The sequence below is a fragment of the Nostoc sp. DedSLP03 genome (assembly GCF_034530815.1).
GTDB lineage: Bacteria > Cyanobacteriota > Cyanobacteriia > Cyanobacteriales > Nostocaceae > Nostoc.
On sequence record NZ_JAVRCK010000049.1, the window covers coordinates 1 to 17,413 of the forward strand.

Genomic DNA, 17,413 nt, shown 5'->3' on the forward strand with positions numbered 1-17,413 from the left:
TCACGCACGGTTCTGAAGCCGAGTCACATTGGCGACAATGTGGCTTAGGGTAATACAGACTGGATAGCCAAGCCAAAGAACTTTTCCGGAGCTTATAATTGCACTTCTACCAATCTCGAAGACTGGAGTGCCTTCGGCTTAATGATGGATCTAGCAATGATGGGCTGTGGCACTGGAGCCGTCTTAGAACCACAATTTATTAACCAGTTGCCTCCGATTCGCAATCAACTGAATGTCACTGTAAAAGGTGAAATTGGCAGCACTCCTGTCGAACAGCAGCGTGAATATACTGAAACTCATATAGAAGGAAATAACGTCACTATTCACGTTGGAGATAGCCGTGAAGGTTGGGTTGAATCATATCAAGCCTTATTAGAACTCTCCACTGATGAGCAATTTTCAGCAGAAGTTGAAGTATTAGTTGATATCAGCGATGTCCGAAAAGCAGGAGAAACTCTCAACGGCTTTGGAGGAGTTGCTAATCCTGTAAAATTGCCCGGACTTTATCAGCGTTGTGCTTCCATCCTGAATAAAGCTGTGGGACGGCAATTAAATTCAGTTGAATGCTGTCTGTTAATCGATCAAGCCGCTGTAACAATTGTTGCCGGTAACATTAGGCGATCGGCTGGCATGAGGCAAGGTTCAAGCGTTGATAGTTTGTTCGCCGATGCCAAAGATAACTTATGGCAGCAAGATGAAAATGGCAACTGGCGAATCGATCCAGAGCGTGATGCACTACGTATGGCAAATCATACCAGAGTTTTTCACCGTAAGCCAACCTTAGAAGAATGTATTGGTGCTGTCGGCAAACAATATTATAGTGGCGAGGGAGCGATTCAATGGGCTGGTGAAGCTGTAGCGCGATCGAATATTGATTTGCTGCCAACACAAGCTTTGAAAGTTGAGTTTTTACAAGCTTATGAACAAGGAACAGCAAAACAGTGGTTAAAAGAACGTTATCCAAATCTGGATGCTAATGAGCTAGAACATCGTTTAGCTCGCTATGGGCTAAATCCGTGTGGTAATTGATTTTGCCTCACGTTAAAAACCTCGCAAAAACGGGGAAAGCTGAGATGCTAATCCCGTGGTAATCAAAGGAAGTAAAAAGCCTTTGACACCGTACAGCGTAGAGAGTGAAACTAGATTAGATCAAAAATTGGTGTCTAGAATATAATCTCTCCAAGAGTGCGGGGGCGGATGTAAAAAATACTTTTATTATCTGAAGTCACATCTGCAAAATGTACGCGGAACTACTGCAAATAATTAAGCAGTAGAACTAGGGGATAAAAAGCCTCTAGGGTAACAAATATGGAAATCATAGGTAGTAATTTCCACTGCAATTTGTCAGAGGTTCACCTCAATCAGATTGACCCACATAACCACAAACAACAAGAAGAAGCTTTCACTGCTGGAGCGTTATCTGTAGCGGCACTTTTAAATCACAAATTCCTGGAACCACGCTATCAATACAGCCGTGAATTAGACCCAATTGTGGGAGTTTCTTTTACAGGTTTATTTGATTTCTTTGTCCATGCTTTTGGTGTTAATTGGCTGCGCTGGTGGGAGGAAGGAAGACCCGCAACGCCGCAAGGATTAGCTTTCAAGCGTGAGGAAGAGAAATACCTCAGTTCTTGGAGAGATATTGTACATCGGGTGGTTTGGGATTATTGCGATCGCCACAATCTCAAGCGCCCAAATCGTTGCACCACAGTCCAACCCAGTGGTACTAAGGCTTTATTAACTAATGCTAGTTCGGGGTGGCATCCTCCTAAAGCGCAAAGATTTATTCGTCGCATCACCTTCGGTAAAAATGACCCAGTAGCCTTAGCTTGTATTGATTATGGTTACAACGTCATTCCCTCTCAATCAGACAAAGACGAACAAGGCAATTTGCTTAACGATCCCTTCGATCCACGGGTGAGTGAATGGCTAGTGGAAATCCCTGTTTCTGTAACTTGGGCTGATTTACCAGGAGCTGATGAAATTGATGTTTCTAAGTTTTCAGTCTCAGCCCAATTTGATTTTGTCCTCCAGGTTCAACGTTGGTATGTGACTCACAACACATCAGCTACTTTGGAACTTCGCTCTGATGAAATTGAGCCTTTAGGACAGCGCATTTACGAAACCATTCAGAATGATGAGGGATATATTTCAGCTGCTCTTTTAGCGCGTTTTGACGATTTGCAATCATTCCCACGTTTGCCGTTTGAACCAATAAATAAATCAACTTACGATCGCTTAACTCAAGAGGTGAAAGTGCGACGCAAAACAGATGATTTCTGTGCAGTACTAAGCCGCTACGATTTAGGCGAAATGACAGAGGCTGGCCCTAGTGGTTGTGATTCTGATAAGTGTATGTTTCCCGATCAGCAACCAAGCTCATAAGGCGAAATGATCGGGGAGTAGGAGTGGGGGAGCAGGGGAGAAATCAATTCAAAATTCAAAATTCAAAATTCAAAATTAAAGAACTTCTGCCTCCTGCCCCTCTGCCTCTTCTGCCCCATGCCCCATACCCAATGCCGTAACACGTTACGATCAATTAAGAAGTAATAATTTTTTACGGCAGTGCCAGGAGTCTTTTTATGTTCATTAATGAATTGTCACCTCTATTCAGAGAATTTACTCGGCATCCAGTCTCATTTGTAGGTGGGTTTTTCTCTGGTGTGCTTCGACTCAATCTTGCAGACGATCCAGTTAAAAGCTGGTTAGATAAACAGATCCGCTCAAATAGTTACACCAGCAGCACCACAACAGATGCACATAACGGCAAAGCCAGTGGTCCTCAGCAGATTTCGATTGACTAAAAACTCCAACCTGACATAGTTGAATTTACTACAAAATAAGGAGTCAGTGCTGCCGATGGTAGCGCTGACTCCTACTTTTTACAATCAACATCTTGGCATTTTTTTGCAAGGTGTCTATTAGACCTCTTGCAAAAGTCATTTTTGCAAGAAGCGGGAAAAGGGACTCATGTTAAAGGGAAAAGGTTTTTTATTGTTCCTTTCCCCTTTTCCCCTTACCCTTTTCCCTAATTTTGCAAGGTGTCTATTCTACTCTTGCAAAGAAGCAAGCTACGGAGAAAGTGTGATGATGAATTACCAACTACGATCAAGGGACTTCCAGAAAATAAATTATCCGATTTACTCAGATCGTATTTTTCTTTCTCCCCCTGCTCCCTGCCCCCTGCCCCCTGCCTACACCAAGATAGGATATTTTTTTAGTTGGAAGTCCCTAACTGCGTTGCCAAATTTTAATTGTCTTATCCAAACTGCCACTGACTAACATTTCGCCGGAAGCTGTGAACGCTAATGCTGTGACTATATTCCCATGACCTGTAAACGTAGCCAGCAATTCCCCAGTTTGTAAATGCCACAACTTGATGGTTTTATCAGCACTACCGCTAGCGATAATTTGTCCATCAGGACTTAAAGCGATCGCATATACTCTATCTCTATGTCCTTTCAGGGTATGAAGTAATTCTCCAGTCTCCAATTGCCAAACTTTAATCGTTTGATCCCAACTACCACTCACGAGCAGTTTAGCATCTGCACTGATTGCTAAGGAACAAACGATGTGAGAATGACCCATGAGGGTATGCAGTGGTTGTGCATCTTTTAAACTTTTGATTCCCGTTTGCGGTGAGGTGCGCCAAACTTTGATTTTGCGGTAGCTACCTGTAACCAGAGTTTCGCCGTCTCGACTTAAAACTAGGGAATGAGCAGCTGTATCATCTAAGGAAAGTGCGATCGCAACTTGACGATGCATCAAATCCCAAAAGAGAATTTTTCTGTCATCTCCCCCTGTGGCTAACATTCTGCCATCTGGGGTGAAAGCAGCACACCGCACTACTCCATTGTGTTTGTGCAAAATATCTATCAAGTCTAAAGCGCCTACGTGCCAAAGCTTAATTGTCGAATCTGCACCGCAACTTACTAAAGTCTGTCCATCGGAACTAAAAGCTAGGGAATTCACTTCATCCACCAGCCCAGATATTACCCAAGGATACTCTGATAATGTCTCTATTAATTCGCCCTTGCTTAAATCCCAGAGTTTCGTTTCGCCACGACTACCACTTGCCAAAATGGGTAAGGCTTTGCCATTATTACACCCGGAACTGAAAGCTAGGCAATTAATCCCTCTGGTGTGTCCTTGCAAAGTCTGCCAGCATTCCCAGTCACCGACTATAGCCTTGAGACAATGTTCTGATGGTAGAGTTTGTATTGTATCTGCGATCGCTCTTTCATTAATTACTGGCGACGTGTCTTTTTTACCCATCAGTGATTCTAAATACCAACTTAACCCCCCTGCATATAACAAATTACTTGGAGTGACATACAGTTTTGGTTCGCTAAATTCAAGTTGATTTGTCGGTAAAAAGCCTGTTATGATGCTTTGCTTTTCGTAACCTAAATTACCTGTAGATGGATAAAATAAACAGAGAAAAATTAATACTTGGTGATTTTTTAAATCTTCTTGAGTAACTGACCACCTAATTTTGTCTTTCTTAATACCATTAAAACTTTCTCCATCCGCAACGTAAACTTGAACACTTAGCTGAGGACGATCTTTGAGTATATAAGGAAATTTACTTTCGCAACCCAAATTTCCCTCGTCATCTAAAATCATGTTTTGCAAAGTATCTTGTGACACCTTTTTTACTAACTTGCCCAAGCGTTCAGTTATTACCCTGTCAACAATATGCTCCCGGAAAAGATAATCTTGGGCTTGTTGTTGGAAGTATTTGGGAAAAGGTATCGTCCAGTCAGGAGGCTCAGGATATTCCGGCGGCGTCGGCGGCGGATTTTTGGCGAGAACTTCTGCTTGTTGACGAGAAAGTTCTTGGAGTCTAGCCAATGGCTCGCCCCAAAAGGCTATAACTTCAGTGTGACAACCTTTAACTTGACTTTCCAGCAAAGATAAGTCATAAGTTTTAGGTTTTTTCACACGTTGAAGGAAGTCAATTTGTTGAGCTTTGAGTAAGCTAATCCAATCCATCTGCATTCCTGCGGCAAACTATTGCATACCTACGGTAAGCTATACAAATGCAATTACTCAAGTTTATAACCTTAGTTAATTAAAAATTCAGTAATATTAACAGTCTAAAAAAACACAGCCATTGACAAATGTTTCCGGGAAAGAGATAGATGGATAGCACTTAGACATTTCATTAACTGATGCAGTTGAAGTATATAGAATTAGATGATATCAGTCAATTCTAACGGAGATAGAAATCGAGATACTGTTTCTAGAGAAACACTTCTAGCTGCAAAAGAAAGTTGAATTTGAGACAGATTTAAAGATTGCAGTCACGTTAAGTCAGCAAATAGCTACATAAAAATCACCTAGTAACGATAATTCTCGGAAATATCCTCTGAAATTGAAATAAATGGTGAAGATTGGCTAATTTTAACCTTTGCGTTTTGGTTGTCTGAGTGTAGTACTTACATCAGATGAGTCGCCAAAAGTATCCCTTGCTTCGATTTGTTTAATTTTCATTTGTAAGTTCAAGTCATCACTGCTAACGATTGTTTCTAAATTCGCTAATCTCCGTTCTAACAGTTCTATTTGTTGCTGTTGCAAATAGTTAGTTTTGGATTTTTGCTCATCAGAACGCCAAACTGCAACTGTACCAACAGCCGCGCCACCAATTGCAACTAAAGGAAGAATAGCACCGCTCCTAGTAACAGCTGACAGTGGCACGCAAACTCCCAGAATGGCGACTGTAATTACCCAAATTCTTGTGGTAGCAGATAATCTGACATCTTGGTATTGTTCGAGATTGGGTTGAGATTTTTTAGCCATAAGTTTATCCACAGAAAAATTATTTGCTACATTTGCACAAATGTTTACTAAATTACTTCCTACAATGGGGTTAAGTATAATTGCTATCCTAATATTATTTTTGTAATTATGGTTACTCAGTTATTTGCGATCGCTAGATTAGGATGGCTGGGAGTAGTTGCAATACGGTTTGATTAAAGGGGAAAGGGGAAAAAACCACAGATGCGATCGCTATGGTATAAGTCCTGTAAATGCTACCGCTCCAGTCATCCGTACATTCCCATCTCACTCGCTTGAGTAATTATTAAATACTGCCAATCCTCTGATAAAATCCTTTGAGCGTAAATAATTAAATTTATTATGACAAGTGCATCCTATATTTTTCTAGCTGGAGCAAGTCGCGGTGTTGGTCGAGAAATTGCTCAATATCTCACAGCACAACAGCTAAAAGTCAAAGCACTCCTGAGAACAGCAACAGTTGCTAGTGAACTAGAAGCAATGGGTATTGAAGTAGTTCAAGGAGATGCCTTGAATATTGGCGATGTCGAACGCGCAATGCTAACAGATGAACCTATTCACACCGTTATCAGTACAATTGGCGGTTTACCATCAGATGTAGAAAGGCCGGATTATCCTGGTAACAGAAATCTGATCGATGCAGCAGTTAAAGCTGGGGTGCAAAAGTTTATTCTTGTATCCTCCATTGGTGCTGGCAGTAGTGTTGTTGCTGCCTCACCCCAAGTTTTAGAGGTACTGGGAAAAGTTTTAGCTGAGAAAGACAAAGCCGAACAACACTTAATTGCCAGTGGACTCACCTATACAATCATCCGTCCTGGTGGACTAAAGTCAGAACCAGCAACGGGTAATGGTGTTTTGACCGAAGATCCACACGTTATTGGTAGCATCAATCGTGCAGATGTGGCGCAGTTAGTGGGTCGCAGTTTAAATAGCCAACGCGCCAATAATAAAATATTGTCAGCCGTAGACCGAAATATGCTATTCGGACAAAGAGAATTTGCGGAATTTACTTTGGAGTAATTTAAGCACGCCAGCGCAGTATTTGACTCTTGACAGGATTAACAAATTCTCGTTTTTCAGCAACAGAACGAGCATACTCCCGCTTTAACTGGTAGTACCACTGCGCCTGCATATCTGAGTCTTTAATCAGCCGCAGCACAGGGTTATATTTCAAACCAATTTGCTGCTTTTCTACCACCGTTCGATCTTGGCCAATGAAAGTCCGCGCCAGCACGTGTAACAGTGGCTTGAAAAAGCCTACCCAAGGAAGTGTCCAGTAAAGAGCAAAAGTTACCTCCGTTTCTGTGTCTGAAATTGGTGTAACTGCCGTCAAATTAACGACTCGATTATTACCAATGGTGGTTTCTTCAATTCTGACTCCAGGTAAACGAAAAGAAATCTCTGTTTCTGGGACACCACCGCCAATCAGCCAGTATAATCGACCCCCATTCGCAGGTAATCGGTGTCGTCGCATCGTAAAACCGTAGGGCGAAGCATCAAATTGCTTTACTTCTTCGTGCAATTGCTCATTTCGCCACCACCAAGCGCGATGAACATAAGGTGAATGAGCCGGGTCCATTAGACCTACTACTGCATGATCTATGAAACATGGGAATTTTACCACTTCTACAAACTGGTGCGATCGCCCATCAAACCCTGGAATTACCGGAATTTCCATCTCAGATGCAGGTTGAGGGTTATCGGGATCGGGCATATATATCCAGATATTTCCTTGGGCTTCGCGAACACTATATGACTGCACGTCGAAACGACTCAAATCCATTTGCTGCTCCTCAACAAGAGAAGGTATCGCAGTACAGCGCCCAGCAGAGTTAAAGCGCCAACCGTGGTAACAGCATTCAACTTCTTGCCCATTGAATCTCCCACAACTCAAGGGCACACCACGATGGGGACAAATGTCCGTCATTGCAGACACTTTGCCATCCTGGCTGCGAACTAACAGCACCGGTTCTCCTAAGAAAATGCGGCTAATCATCATACCTGGCTTGATTTGATTGCTAGGCAGAGCATAGTACCAAGTATTACGTAATACAAAATTATCGTTATTTTTCATAACTAATGGCCTCTGCCTTTGACACAACAAAAGTCCTGGTTTGTGGAAAGGAAGGTGATGCTGGAAAACATTCTTTCAGGTTTTTAATTGCTGTAAGTAAATTCAACTGATGTACTGATTAATTGTGTTCGTAATTCTCTCAGATTTAGGTTGTTCTAAGAGCATTGCAGGAGTGAAATTGCATTATTCACCAGAAATTTGTACAAATACCGTTCTTTTACGCGGGCCATCCAACTCAAAAAACAACACAGATTGCCAGGTTCCCAAAGCTAATTTACCATCCACAATGGGAATTATCTCATTTGTGGTCAGCATCATTGCCATTAAATGAGAGTGAGCATTAATCGGCTCATCTTCTGGGACATCTCTTAAATGCAAGTCATTATGCAAATAGCTGTCTGATTCTGGTGCGATTTTTTGCAAAAATACTTTTATATCTTCTAATAATCTGACTTCATTTTCATTGATAGATAAAGCTGTTGTAGTGTGTCGAGAAAATACTAAAGCTTGTCCATTTTTAATTGATGTTGAGGCAATAAAATCTTGAATTTGTGGGGTGATATTATGAATATTAATTTTTGGCTCAGTTTCAATTTCAATTAACTTATGAATAATTGGCATCTGTTGAATTTTATATTTGGGATTGGAGGCAGGGGGCAGGGGGCAGGAATGGATGACTTTTAACTCCTAACTATAGTTTCCAAACCTTGTACTAATCTTTCTATACCTTCTTTTGCTGTCTCTTTTTGCAGCGCCCCATAGGCAACGCGTAGATAGCATCCGTCATCTATTCCAAAAGTTGTACCTGGAATAACTGCGACTTTATGTTCCTGGATCAGTTGTTTGACTAACTCAAAAGCATCCATCTGGGTATGAACTTTGAGGAAAAAATAGAAAGCGCCATTGGCAGGGATAATGCTACATAAGCCTTGTAGACGATTAAGGGACTCTAATACTAGTTGGCGTACTTGAGCTATAGCTCCTATATGACTCTTCAAATATTCCTCTTTTGCCTGCAATGCCCCTAAAGCTGCATATTGAGAAATGACTGGCGGACAAATCAAAATTGTATCTTGGACTTTTTTAACAGCGACAAGTAAGTGTTTAGGAATCACCATGTAGCCAATGCGCCAACTCGCAAAACCGTATGCTTTAGAAAAACTATAGAGAGAAATGGTGTATTCGCTGCTATTACTAAATGAGCCAGGTGAAACGTGTTTTACACCGTTATATGTAAAGTATTCATAAGCTTCATCGCTGATGTGGTAAATACTGTGAGTAGCACAAATTTGATTTACTTGGCGCAATGCAGCTTCAGAATAGACAACTCCAGTGGGATTATTTGGTGAAATCGTCACCACAGCCCGTGTTTTAGGAGTAATTGCTTGAGCGATCGCTTCTGGGCATAGTTGGTAATTTTCATCTGTCGCCACTAACACTGCACGACAACCAGCCATTGCGATCGCCATTTCGTGGTTGAAATAGTAGGGGGTATTCAGAATAATTTCATCGCCTGGGTTAGTTATAGCAAGAATGGCATTCATAAATCCCATATTGCTCCCTGCTGTCACAACGATGCAGTTTTTCCCGTTGATTTCAATTTTGTTGAAGGCTTGCAATTTTTCCGTAAGTGCTGTCAGTAGAGGGGGAATTCCCTCAACTGATTTGTATAAATTATTGGCAGGTTCGGCTAAGAATTTGGCTAAAAATTCTATGGCTTCATGTGGTGGGTTGTAAGAAACAACACCTTGTCCTAAAGAGATGGTTCCAGGAGAGTTTTTAATCAGTTCCCCAACCACAGGAATAATTGGCGATTGTACCGCCTGCATACGAGAGGTTAGGGATTCCATATTTTCTTGCCTATGTACCTGCTTTTAGTATAAACCTCTTGGCATTTGTGCTTTTTGCACTCTTGGGGAAAAGGGTGCATGTTATAGGGGAAGAGGACAATACAAAACCTTTTCCCCTTCTTGGAACCGCACCCTCCCCTTATCCCCAGAGGGGGCCCCACCTTCCCCTTTTACCGACAAATGCCAAGAAGTCTTATCTCTTAATAGGTGAACAATCCACTAGTACAGCACAGTGGAAATCCACCCCTGACGCTCGTTCGCTCTTGGCGTCTCGTTTGCGTTAGCGTCTCTGAAAGATAAGAGAAGCGACGTGACCCTCTGATGCCATTTTTTGCTCGTAGCGCTAGGAGTTGCGGCATGTTGTGTCTGCTATCAACTATCCGCTATCTGTGTTGTTTTTTGCTGCATAAATTTCTGTTTTTAACCGATTTATACCTTTAAAATTTTCTTTTAAAAGCAATCAGGTATACTTAAACAGGTTTAAAGAAAATTTAGACTAGGACTTACGCAAGTGTCACAAAAAAAATCGGATTTGTAGTTTGTAGTAAAGGCTAAAGCCCTTATTTTGAGGACTAAAGTCTTCACTACGAACCGAAAAGAATATGCCAGTTGCGTAAGTATTGTAGACTCTACTTTACGGAAAATTTACAGAGATTTTAAGCTGGATTGATATTAGTGGATATCTATATTTTGGAGTGTAAGTTAGAATGCCATTAGAAAGTTAAAGCTTACATACTATTAATTAATCAAAATATGTTGATTTCAGAACGTGGTATTATTACCTATGCTTACGGAGCATCTTATTATATAGAAATGGCAAAGTCATTAGCACGTTCTCTACGTCTTCATTCACCAAATATTCCGCGTGCTATTGTTACCGATCGCGAAGATGATAAAGATTTGCTAGAGCTTTATGATTGCGTTATAAATCTGAGAAAAGAATACGGTTCTAACGTACAACAAAAGTTTCATCTTTATGATTATTCTCCATTTAAATACACACTTTGTATTGATAGTGATTGCATAGCAGTAAGGGATATTAATTTCATTTTTGATGATTTTAAAGGCAGAAGTTTTAGTGTGGCAGGTAATGTATATCTTCAAGCAGGTGATAAAGATACATTCGTTGATGTAGATAACACACTCAAACGATTTAATCTGACAAAATTACCTAGATTTAATGGAGGTCTCTATTATTTTGAAAAAAACGATACTGCTAAGGCATTTTTTGAAACAGCACTAGAATTGGCAAGGGATTGGCAAAAGCTAGGTATTAGTGAATTTCGTGGTGATGGCCCTAATGATGAACGTATTTTTGGTCTAGCTATGATGCTACATAATCAAAGTATGTTTGAGGATAAAGGTCAGATGATGCGAACACCTATCGGTCTTCGTGGTTCTTTTAATATAGATGCTATTAAAGGTAAATCTACTTTTCAAAAATACAATCAGGTAGTGTCTCCGGCTCTTGTACACTTTGCCTGCGTTTGGGGAGAGCATCCCGTATATCATCGTGAAGTAACAAAGTTAAAAAACTTAGATAAAGATGCAGCCCACCAGGTCAAGTCTAATATATTTTCCGCAATTCAATATAAGTTTGGCTATCAGATTGCTTTATTAAGATATATAGCTAAACGTGTACCGAAAAATCCTAAATATATTCAAGCTAGAGCGAAAAAACTTTTGATACAACTGTCTGAGTTGATTAAAACTAAATATAGAATTGAGGCAGTTCAGAGCAAATAAAGTTTGTTAAAACTCTGCATTGCTTTGTGCTTGATTTAAATGACTCAAAGGCTGCTTTGGTTACTTTATGTAAAGCTTTAAGAGTGTAGAATGTGCTGTCTGAGGTTCAGGCAGCACTAACAAAGTGTAATAGCGATCGCGGCCTTACATCCTTTGCTCCTGACAGGTACTAGAAATTATATTTTTGTGAAAACTACAAGGATTGTATCTGTGGGTTTATTCTAGAAACTACACGGTACAGCCCAAATTTGTATGTACCACAAAAATCTGTATTGCCGTACTTTTATGGAAAATCAACTAGGATTAATTCTAAAACTGCTTTTACTCTCAGCTTTGTTATCAGTATTGATTAAGTATGCAGGGCCAAGTCTACCAATTCCGGCGACAGCAACCAACGCGCTGATTATAGTATTCTTGCCGATTGCGATCGTAGCGATCGCTCTACTGTGGCGATTTCAAGCAGAAAAACAAAATTAACTCAATAGTTTTACGCACAAGTTCCTAAAATCAGCTAACCTAGCTTAATTACAATAAAATTGCATCTTGGCAACGGTTAGGAGTTAGCCTGTGAACCTAGGTCAATGGATCGGCTTAATCGCCATAGTTCTTTCTTTATACATCTTGTGGCAAATTCGGGAAGTGCTTTTGCTGATGTTTGCCGCAGTTGTGTTAGCCACCACCTTAAATCGGCTAGCGAAACGCTTCCAAAGCTTTGGGATAAGGCGCGGATTCGCCGTCCTCCTAGCAGTAGCTATCTTTTTTGCAGGTGTCGTGGGTTTTTTCTGGCTAATTGTGCCGCCATTTGCCCAGCAGTTTCAAGAACTAACCTATCAAGTTCCTAAAGGGTTTGGACGCTTTAATAGTTGGCTTGATGCCCTGAGAACTCGTATTCCTGACCAGTTAGTTCCTTACATCCCAGATATCAATAGTCTCATCCAACAAGTACAGCCCTTCGTCAATCGGTTACTGGGAAACTCCTTTGCTTTTGTATCTGGTTCTTTAGAAGTCGTCCTCAAGATTTTGCTAGTGTTGGTTTTAACAGGAATGATGTTAGCCGACCCTGTGGCTTACCGCAAAGTGTTTGTACGGCTTTTCCCCTCATTTTATCGGCGGCGGGTAGATGGAATTTTAGATAAGTGTGAAGTTTCTTTGGAGGGATGGATTACAGGCGCTTTCATTGCCATCTTTGTAGTAGGCGTGATGAGTCTGATTGGCTTATCAATTTTGCATGTCAAGGCAGCACTTGCTTTAGCGGTTTTAGCGGGATTTTTTAACTTGATTCCCAATCTAGGGCCAACCATGAGTGTAATCCCAGCAATGGCGATCGCCTTCTTAGATGAACCTTGGAAAGCGATCGCTGTCTTGATTCTCTACTTTATTATTCAACAGATTGAGAGTAATTTCATTACGCCTGTTGTCATGGCGCATCAAGTCTCATTGCTGCCAGCTATAACCTTAATTGCCCAGCTATTTTTCGTCACTTTCTTTGGCTTTTTAGGATTATTTCTAGCCCTACCCCTGACTGTTGTCGCTAAGATTTGGTTGCAAGAGGTATTAATTAAAGATGTTTTAGATGAATGGGGAAATAATCACAAAAAAGAGACTGAGTTTGTAATAGTTTCTGAATCTCCTAGAACAGATGATAATTGGACGGCTGAAAATCCAGATATAAATGAGAACCCCTCGATTGATGATGATATCTTGAAAAAATAAGATTAGTCACTTGACTTTCAATGCGGCAATAGGGTTCGGTTAAGGTTTTTTGATGAAAATTTTAGATCGAGAAGATGCTAGAAATCGCCGTCAAGACGAAAGACTAATTATTGTAGAGACGGCGATTCATCGCCTCTCTTGCCTTAACTCAATGACATGAGTTATATGAAGTCTGAATAAATCCTCTTTGAAAGAATAACCATGAGCATAAACACAATTAGCTAATCAGCTATTGTTTGTTCTGATTTTTTACCTCTGCTTCTGCTTCTGCTTTGTTTGACTCATTAGATGAAGCTGATTCTGTCTTCTCTGATTGAGTCTCACTAGTTTGTTGCAATTGGTTGAGATGAATATTGTTCACTTGAACAATAAAATATTCTAATGCCTGACTTGCCTTTTGTTGCTGTTGGGTTTCGTCAGATAAATCATAACAACGATAAGGTGGAGTCACGCCCAATATAAATTTCTCTTGTTCCGCTTCTAATAATTCAACGGCTGTATTAGCAGCAAGCGAATTCTTCTGAAAAGGAAAAGAGGTAACTATACTAGCAACTATAGAAGCAATAGCTGGGCAAAGCACAGGGAGCCACTTCAGCCAAGCTTGTCCTGCTTCTAATTTATCTACCAGAACTAAAATCGGTGTGACTCCTGATAAGATCACTGTCGCAATTTGCAAACTATAGTAAAGGTTTCTTGATACACCCCTAACTCTTTTATAATCGTCAATTAAGTCTTGGCTGTATTGTAAAGCCTTCCCTCTTGTCAGAGTCAGCGTATCTTTATCCCAAGAATTAGGATTGGTCAATAAATAACTATAGAGTTCAGCTTTTTTGGTGAGTTCAGATTTAGAAGCGGCCTGCTTATAGTTTTGATATACTTGTCTATTGATGAGCAACAAAAAAAATAAAAAAGTTAGAGATACTGCCCCAGAAATTACGATTATTTTATCATCTGAAAGAAAAATAATAAAGAGTCCAGCAGAGACAAAAGCTGCAAGTAATAAATACTCTATCACCTTCAGGTTGAACAACTTTTTTTCATCTAATGGAGAGGATAAATTTTCAATCCTATCGGAAATCTTATTTTGGTTTCTTTGCTCAATATTAGCTAATTCTGAAGTAGTCATTGTCTCTTACTCAATTCATTATCGGGTCAAATGTTTCTTTCGGTTGACGTAAAATTATTTAAGTCTAGTAAGTCCACTTAATCCCAACCATACATACATTTGATTAATAATGCAAGGCTTCGTTTATGGTAATTTTACGTAGGATAAAAAATATTTTGGATACAGGCAAATTGTTTGCCCCAAAAAATATATCATTTTAATTTTGCAATCCTTGAATTCTTTTTTGGAATTTTATCCTTATTCGAGGTGTTAAGCTGTCGCGCAGAGATTGGCGATCGCTATTTGGAGATCAAATTATTCAAAAGCCTCGATCGTCTGCGCTCACAAAGAGCAATGAAAATTTTTTTTCCCTACTCCCTAGTTACAGACGCGATTAATCGTGTTTCTCCCTATTCACCATTCAGCAGGAAGCGCAAGCACTGAGAAGATGCGAACAATTGCAGAAATTAACGAAAAAATTAAGCGCCAACGTGCAGTGGTGTTGACAACTGAAGAATTAAAAGCACGAGTTGTAGAAATCGGTGTTACTAAAGCTGCTAAAGAAGTCGATGTAATTACCACTGGTACTTTTGAGCCAATGGAATCAAGTGGTGCAATTATCAATATGGGACATACCGATCCCCCAATAAAAATTCGGCGTTGTTGGTTAGATGGCGTGCCAGCATATTCTGGTTTTGGGGCAGTAGATTTATATTTGGGTGCGAGTTGCGCTGTGGAGACGACGGATGGGGAAGAAGTGCGAGAACGTGGTGGTGGTCATGTAATCGAAGATTTGATTGCTGGTAAATCTATACACGTGAAAGCGCAAGGACAAGTAACGGATTGTTACCCCAGAGCAAATTTTGAAACTACAATTACCAGTGACACAATTAATCAGTTTTATTTATTCAATCCGCGCAATCTCTATCAAAATTTTATTGTTGGTGTAAATGGTGGCGATCGCCCCCTCTTCACCTATCTCGGCCCTTTACAACCGCGTTTGGGAAATGCTGTTTATTCTAACCCCGGTGCGATTTCCCCCTTACTCAACGACCCCGATTTGCAACTCGTTGGTATAGGTACTCGAATTTTTTTAGGCGGCGGTATTGGCTATGTCGCCTGGGAAGGCACTCAGCACTTTCCCTTACAAAAGCGTTTAGCTAATCGTACACCGATCGGGCCTTCCGCCACTTTAGCTTTAATTGGTGATGCCAAACAAATGGATGCTCACTGGGTGCGGGGGTGTTACTTCAAAAGTTATGGCCCCTCATTAATGTTAGGGGTTGGGGTACCACTACCTGTATTAAATGAACAAGTAATTGAACACTGCGCCGTCCAAGATCGAGACTTAGTAGCCCCAATAGTAGATTTTTCCATTCCCCGGCGCGTCCGTCCCACGTTTGGTTTGGTGAGTTACGCCCAACTCAAATCTGGGTGGATCGCCATAGAGGGCAAAGCAGTACGCTCTGCCCCCTTAGCGAGTTTGTTTTTTTCTAGGCAAGTCGCCTTAGAGTTGAAAAAGTGGATCGAAGCAGGGACGTTTACCCTGACAGAACCAGTTTCTCCAATTCCGATGGAGCGATCTTTTCTACCCCAAGACCGGCGGACGGATTTTTAGATCGTGGGGAGCAGGGAGCAGGGGAGAAATCAATTCAAAATTCAAAATTCAAAATTCAAACATTGTAGAACTTCTGCCTCCTGCCTCCTCTTTCCCAATGCCCCATGCCCCATGCCCAATGCCCCATGCCCCATTCCCTACTCTTGAGTCGGTTTCGGTCGCTTGATGGGTTTAGGAACAGGTGTTCTTGGTATAGGTTTTGACACTACTGAAGGGTCGCCGCCTGTACTTGTTTTTTTGATGGGACGAGGGGTTTCGCCAGTGCGTCTGGGGGGGAATGGTTTTCTACCACCAGCACCACCAATGCCAGCACGAGGCCCACCTTTAAATGGTGGTTTGCGTTTTTTGGGTAAATCAGCGATCGCCTCAGCTTTTTCTACTACTAAAACGTCTGCTTCCCGCTTGGCTTGGAAGTCCCAGAATTTTCCCACTGCTTTGGTAGTTAGCACACCCCTCAATTTCAACTTAAAATATTTGGGTTTGTCAGTTGATTTACGTGGAGCCTGCCTAATTTTGACTACCAAGCTTTTAGCATCAAAAGATTGGTATACTACTTCACCACGAACAGAAAAACCACCATCAGTAACTTGTGATGAAGGTCTGGGGGCAGTTGTATTTAGTTCAGAGTTCTCGGATAAGCCATCATCGAGTGTCTGTAATTGCAACTCCAAATCCGATTCGTCCTCATCTGTTGAGCTTTTAGCCAGATTTTCTGGCTCCCAAACTCCGACGATTTGGATGTGCAACGTATCATTTTCTTGTCTAGTACGTGGATATACTACCCACAAGTGTTCTTTTTCTAAGTCTAGATGATTCTTGACTAAGCTCATAATCCGGCCTAGGAGGACGGCATTGAGTTCTACACCATCTGCGGTCAGCAGCGTACCTTGAGTAAATTGTTCGCTGCTAGCATGATAGCGACCCCGGACTAAGCCGATCGCTCGATACTGCATCGGTTCGCTGGGAGGTGGAATCGGTTGCTGGCGATTAATCAAGTTCCCATTTGAGTCAGTCTCGCTGGTGTTGACAGGCAAATTGTCAACTTGTTTAGAGGACTGGGCTGCTATGCGAACATTAGCGCCTGCCTCTACGTTAGTTGGGCCCTGGTTAGAGGCAGAAGAATTAGAAGATTCAGGCAACGGCATCAGGTCGGAATTCATAAAAACTCCTTGCGGCACAGACACATCCCATTGTGGGATTTTACAAAGGCAGCTGGAAAGAGCATTTGTGCGACTGATGAAAGTATATTGGCTTTTCACAAAATCACACTAGGGTACTCTATACAATCCTAAAGGCGCTAAATTTAATGTATAAACACTAAATGTCTAATTTAGCGGCTTTACACTAGTTTCGGAAGCATATCATAGCTACAATTCTGACGGCTCCTCCTAAAGTCATCACTTACTTTAGCAGTGTGGATAGTTAATTGTTATAAAATTCACAGGCAATTGGCGGTATTCCGCAAAGTTTTGAAAATTTTTAACTTTACGATTTGTGTAAATGATAAT

The 17,413-nt window shown here is 41.1% G+C and carries 13 protein-coding genes and 2 pseudogenes; 8 read left to right on the top strand and 7 right to left on the bottom strand.

What is annotated here, in order from left to right; all coding sequences use genetic code 11:
- Positions 1–141: 141 nt before the first annotated feature.
- The 3 genes and pseudogenes from RM368_RS22390 to RM368_RS22400 form a co-directional block, all read left to right on the top strand.
- Positions 142–1,023, top strand: a pseudogene (locus RM368_RS22390) (ribonucleoside-triphosphate reductase, adenosylcobalamin-dependent); the annotation flags it as partial.
- A gap of 288 nt (positions 1,024–1,311) precedes the next feature.
- Positions 1,312–2,385 (top strand): annotated as a pseudogene (gene nrdJ, locus RM368_RS22395) (ribonucleoside-triphosphate reductase, adenosylcobalamin-dependent); the annotation flags it as partial.
- Positions 2,386–2,582: 197 nt separating this feature from the next.
- Positions 2,583–2,804, top strand: coding sequence for a hypothetical protein (locus RM368_RS22400; protein WP_322696078.1), 222 nt, complete (start codon positions 2,583–2,585; stop codon positions 2,802–2,804).
- Between the two features lie 427 nt (positions 2,805–3,231).
- Here the strand turns inward: RM368_RS22400 and RM368_RS22405 are convergent, their stop codons facing one another.
- Positions 3,232–5,001: a WD40 repeat domain-containing protein gene (locus tag RM368_RS22405; protein WP_322696079.1), complete on the bottom strand. Its 1,770-nt coding sequence runs from the start codon at positions 4,999–5,001 to the stop codon at positions 3,232–3,234.
- A 405-nt stretch (positions 5,002–5,406) separates the two neighbouring features.
- Entirely contained in the window at positions 5,407–5,802 is a 396-nt protein-coding gene (locus tag RM368_RS22410; protein ID WP_322696080.1) for a hypothetical protein, read from the bottom strand.
- A gap of 339 nt (positions 5,803–6,141) precedes the next feature.
- Here RM368_RS22410 and RM368_RS22415 point away from each other — a divergent pair, with 339 nt between their 5' ends.
- Entirely contained in the window at positions 6,142–6,819 is a 678-nt protein-coding gene (locus tag RM368_RS22415) for an SDR family oxidoreductase (protein ID WP_322696081.1), read from the top strand.
- A gap of 1 nt (position 6,820) precedes the next feature.
- Here the strand turns inward: RM368_RS22415 and RM368_RS22420 are convergent, their stop codons facing one another.
- The 3 genes from RM368_RS22420 to RM368_RS22430 form a co-directional block, all read right to left on the bottom strand.
- Positions 6,821–7,873, bottom strand: coding sequence for an aromatic ring-hydroxylating dioxygenase subunit alpha (locus RM368_RS22420; RefSeq protein WP_322696082.1), 1,053 nt, complete (start codon positions 7,871–7,873; stop codon positions 6,821–6,823).
- A gap of 183 nt (positions 7,874–8,056) precedes the next feature.
- A complete protein-coding gene (locus RM368_RS22425) occupies positions 8,057–8,494 on the bottom strand; it encodes a secondary thiamine-phosphate synthase enzyme YjbQ (RefSeq protein ID WP_322696083.1) in 438 nt (145 codons plus the stop codon).
- 59 nt (positions 8,495–8,553) lie between these two features.
- Positions 8,554–9,723, bottom strand: a complete 1,170-nt coding sequence (locus RM368_RS22430; protein WP_322696084.1) for a pyridoxal phosphate-dependent aminotransferase — start codon at positions 9,721–9,723, stop codon at positions 8,554–8,556.
- 753 nt (positions 9,724–10,476) lie between these two features.
- Here RM368_RS22430 and RM368_RS22435 point away from each other — a divergent pair.
- The 3 genes from RM368_RS22435 to RM368_RS22445 all read left to right on the top strand — a co-directional run bounded on the left by RM368_RS22435 (position 10,477) and on the right by RM368_RS22445 (position 13,182).
- Positions 10,477–11,469 carry a hypothetical protein gene (locus RM368_RS22435; protein WP_322696085.1) on the top strand — a complete coding sequence of 331 codons (993 nt, stop codon included), beginning with the start codon at positions 10,477–10,479 and terminating at the stop codon, positions 11,467–11,469.
- A gap of 285 nt (positions 11,470–11,754) precedes the next feature.
- Positions 11,755–11,946 (top strand): hypothetical protein, encoded by a 192-nt coding sequence (locus RM368_RS22440; protein ID WP_322675070.1) that lies wholly within the window; start codon positions 11,755–11,757, stop codon positions 11,944–11,946.
- A 90-nt stretch (positions 11,947–12,036) separates the two neighbouring features.
- Entirely contained in the window at positions 12,037–13,182 is a 1,146-nt protein-coding gene (locus RM368_RS22445; RefSeq protein ID WP_322696086.1) for an AI-2E family transporter, read from the top strand.
- Positions 13,183–13,411: 229 nt separating this feature from the next.
- Here the strand turns inward: RM368_RS22445 and RM368_RS22450 are convergent, their stop codons facing one another.
- Complete coding sequence (locus RM368_RS22450; RefSeq protein ID WP_322696087.1) at positions 13,412–14,308, bottom strand: DUF4231 domain-containing protein; 897 nt, start codon at positions 14,306–14,308, stop codon at positions 13,412–13,414.
- A gap of 427 nt (positions 14,309–14,735) precedes the next feature.
- Between RM368_RS22450 and RM368_RS22455 the strand changes: the two genes are divergently transcribed.
- Positions 14,736–15,905: a homocysteine biosynthesis protein gene (locus tag RM368_RS22455; RefSeq protein WP_322696088.1), complete on the top strand. Its 1,170-nt coding sequence runs from the start codon at positions 14,736–14,738 to the stop codon at positions 15,903–15,905.
- Positions 15,906–16,042: 137 nt separating this feature from the next.
- Here RM368_RS22455 and RM368_RS22460 read toward each other — a convergent pair whose 3' ends face one another.
- Positions 16,043–17,065 (bottom strand): hypothetical protein, encoded by a 1,023-nt coding sequence (locus tag RM368_RS22460; RefSeq protein ID WP_322696089.1) that lies wholly within the window; start codon positions 17,063–17,065, stop codon positions 16,043–16,045.
- Between the last annotated feature and the right edge of the window lie 348 nt (positions 17,066–17,413).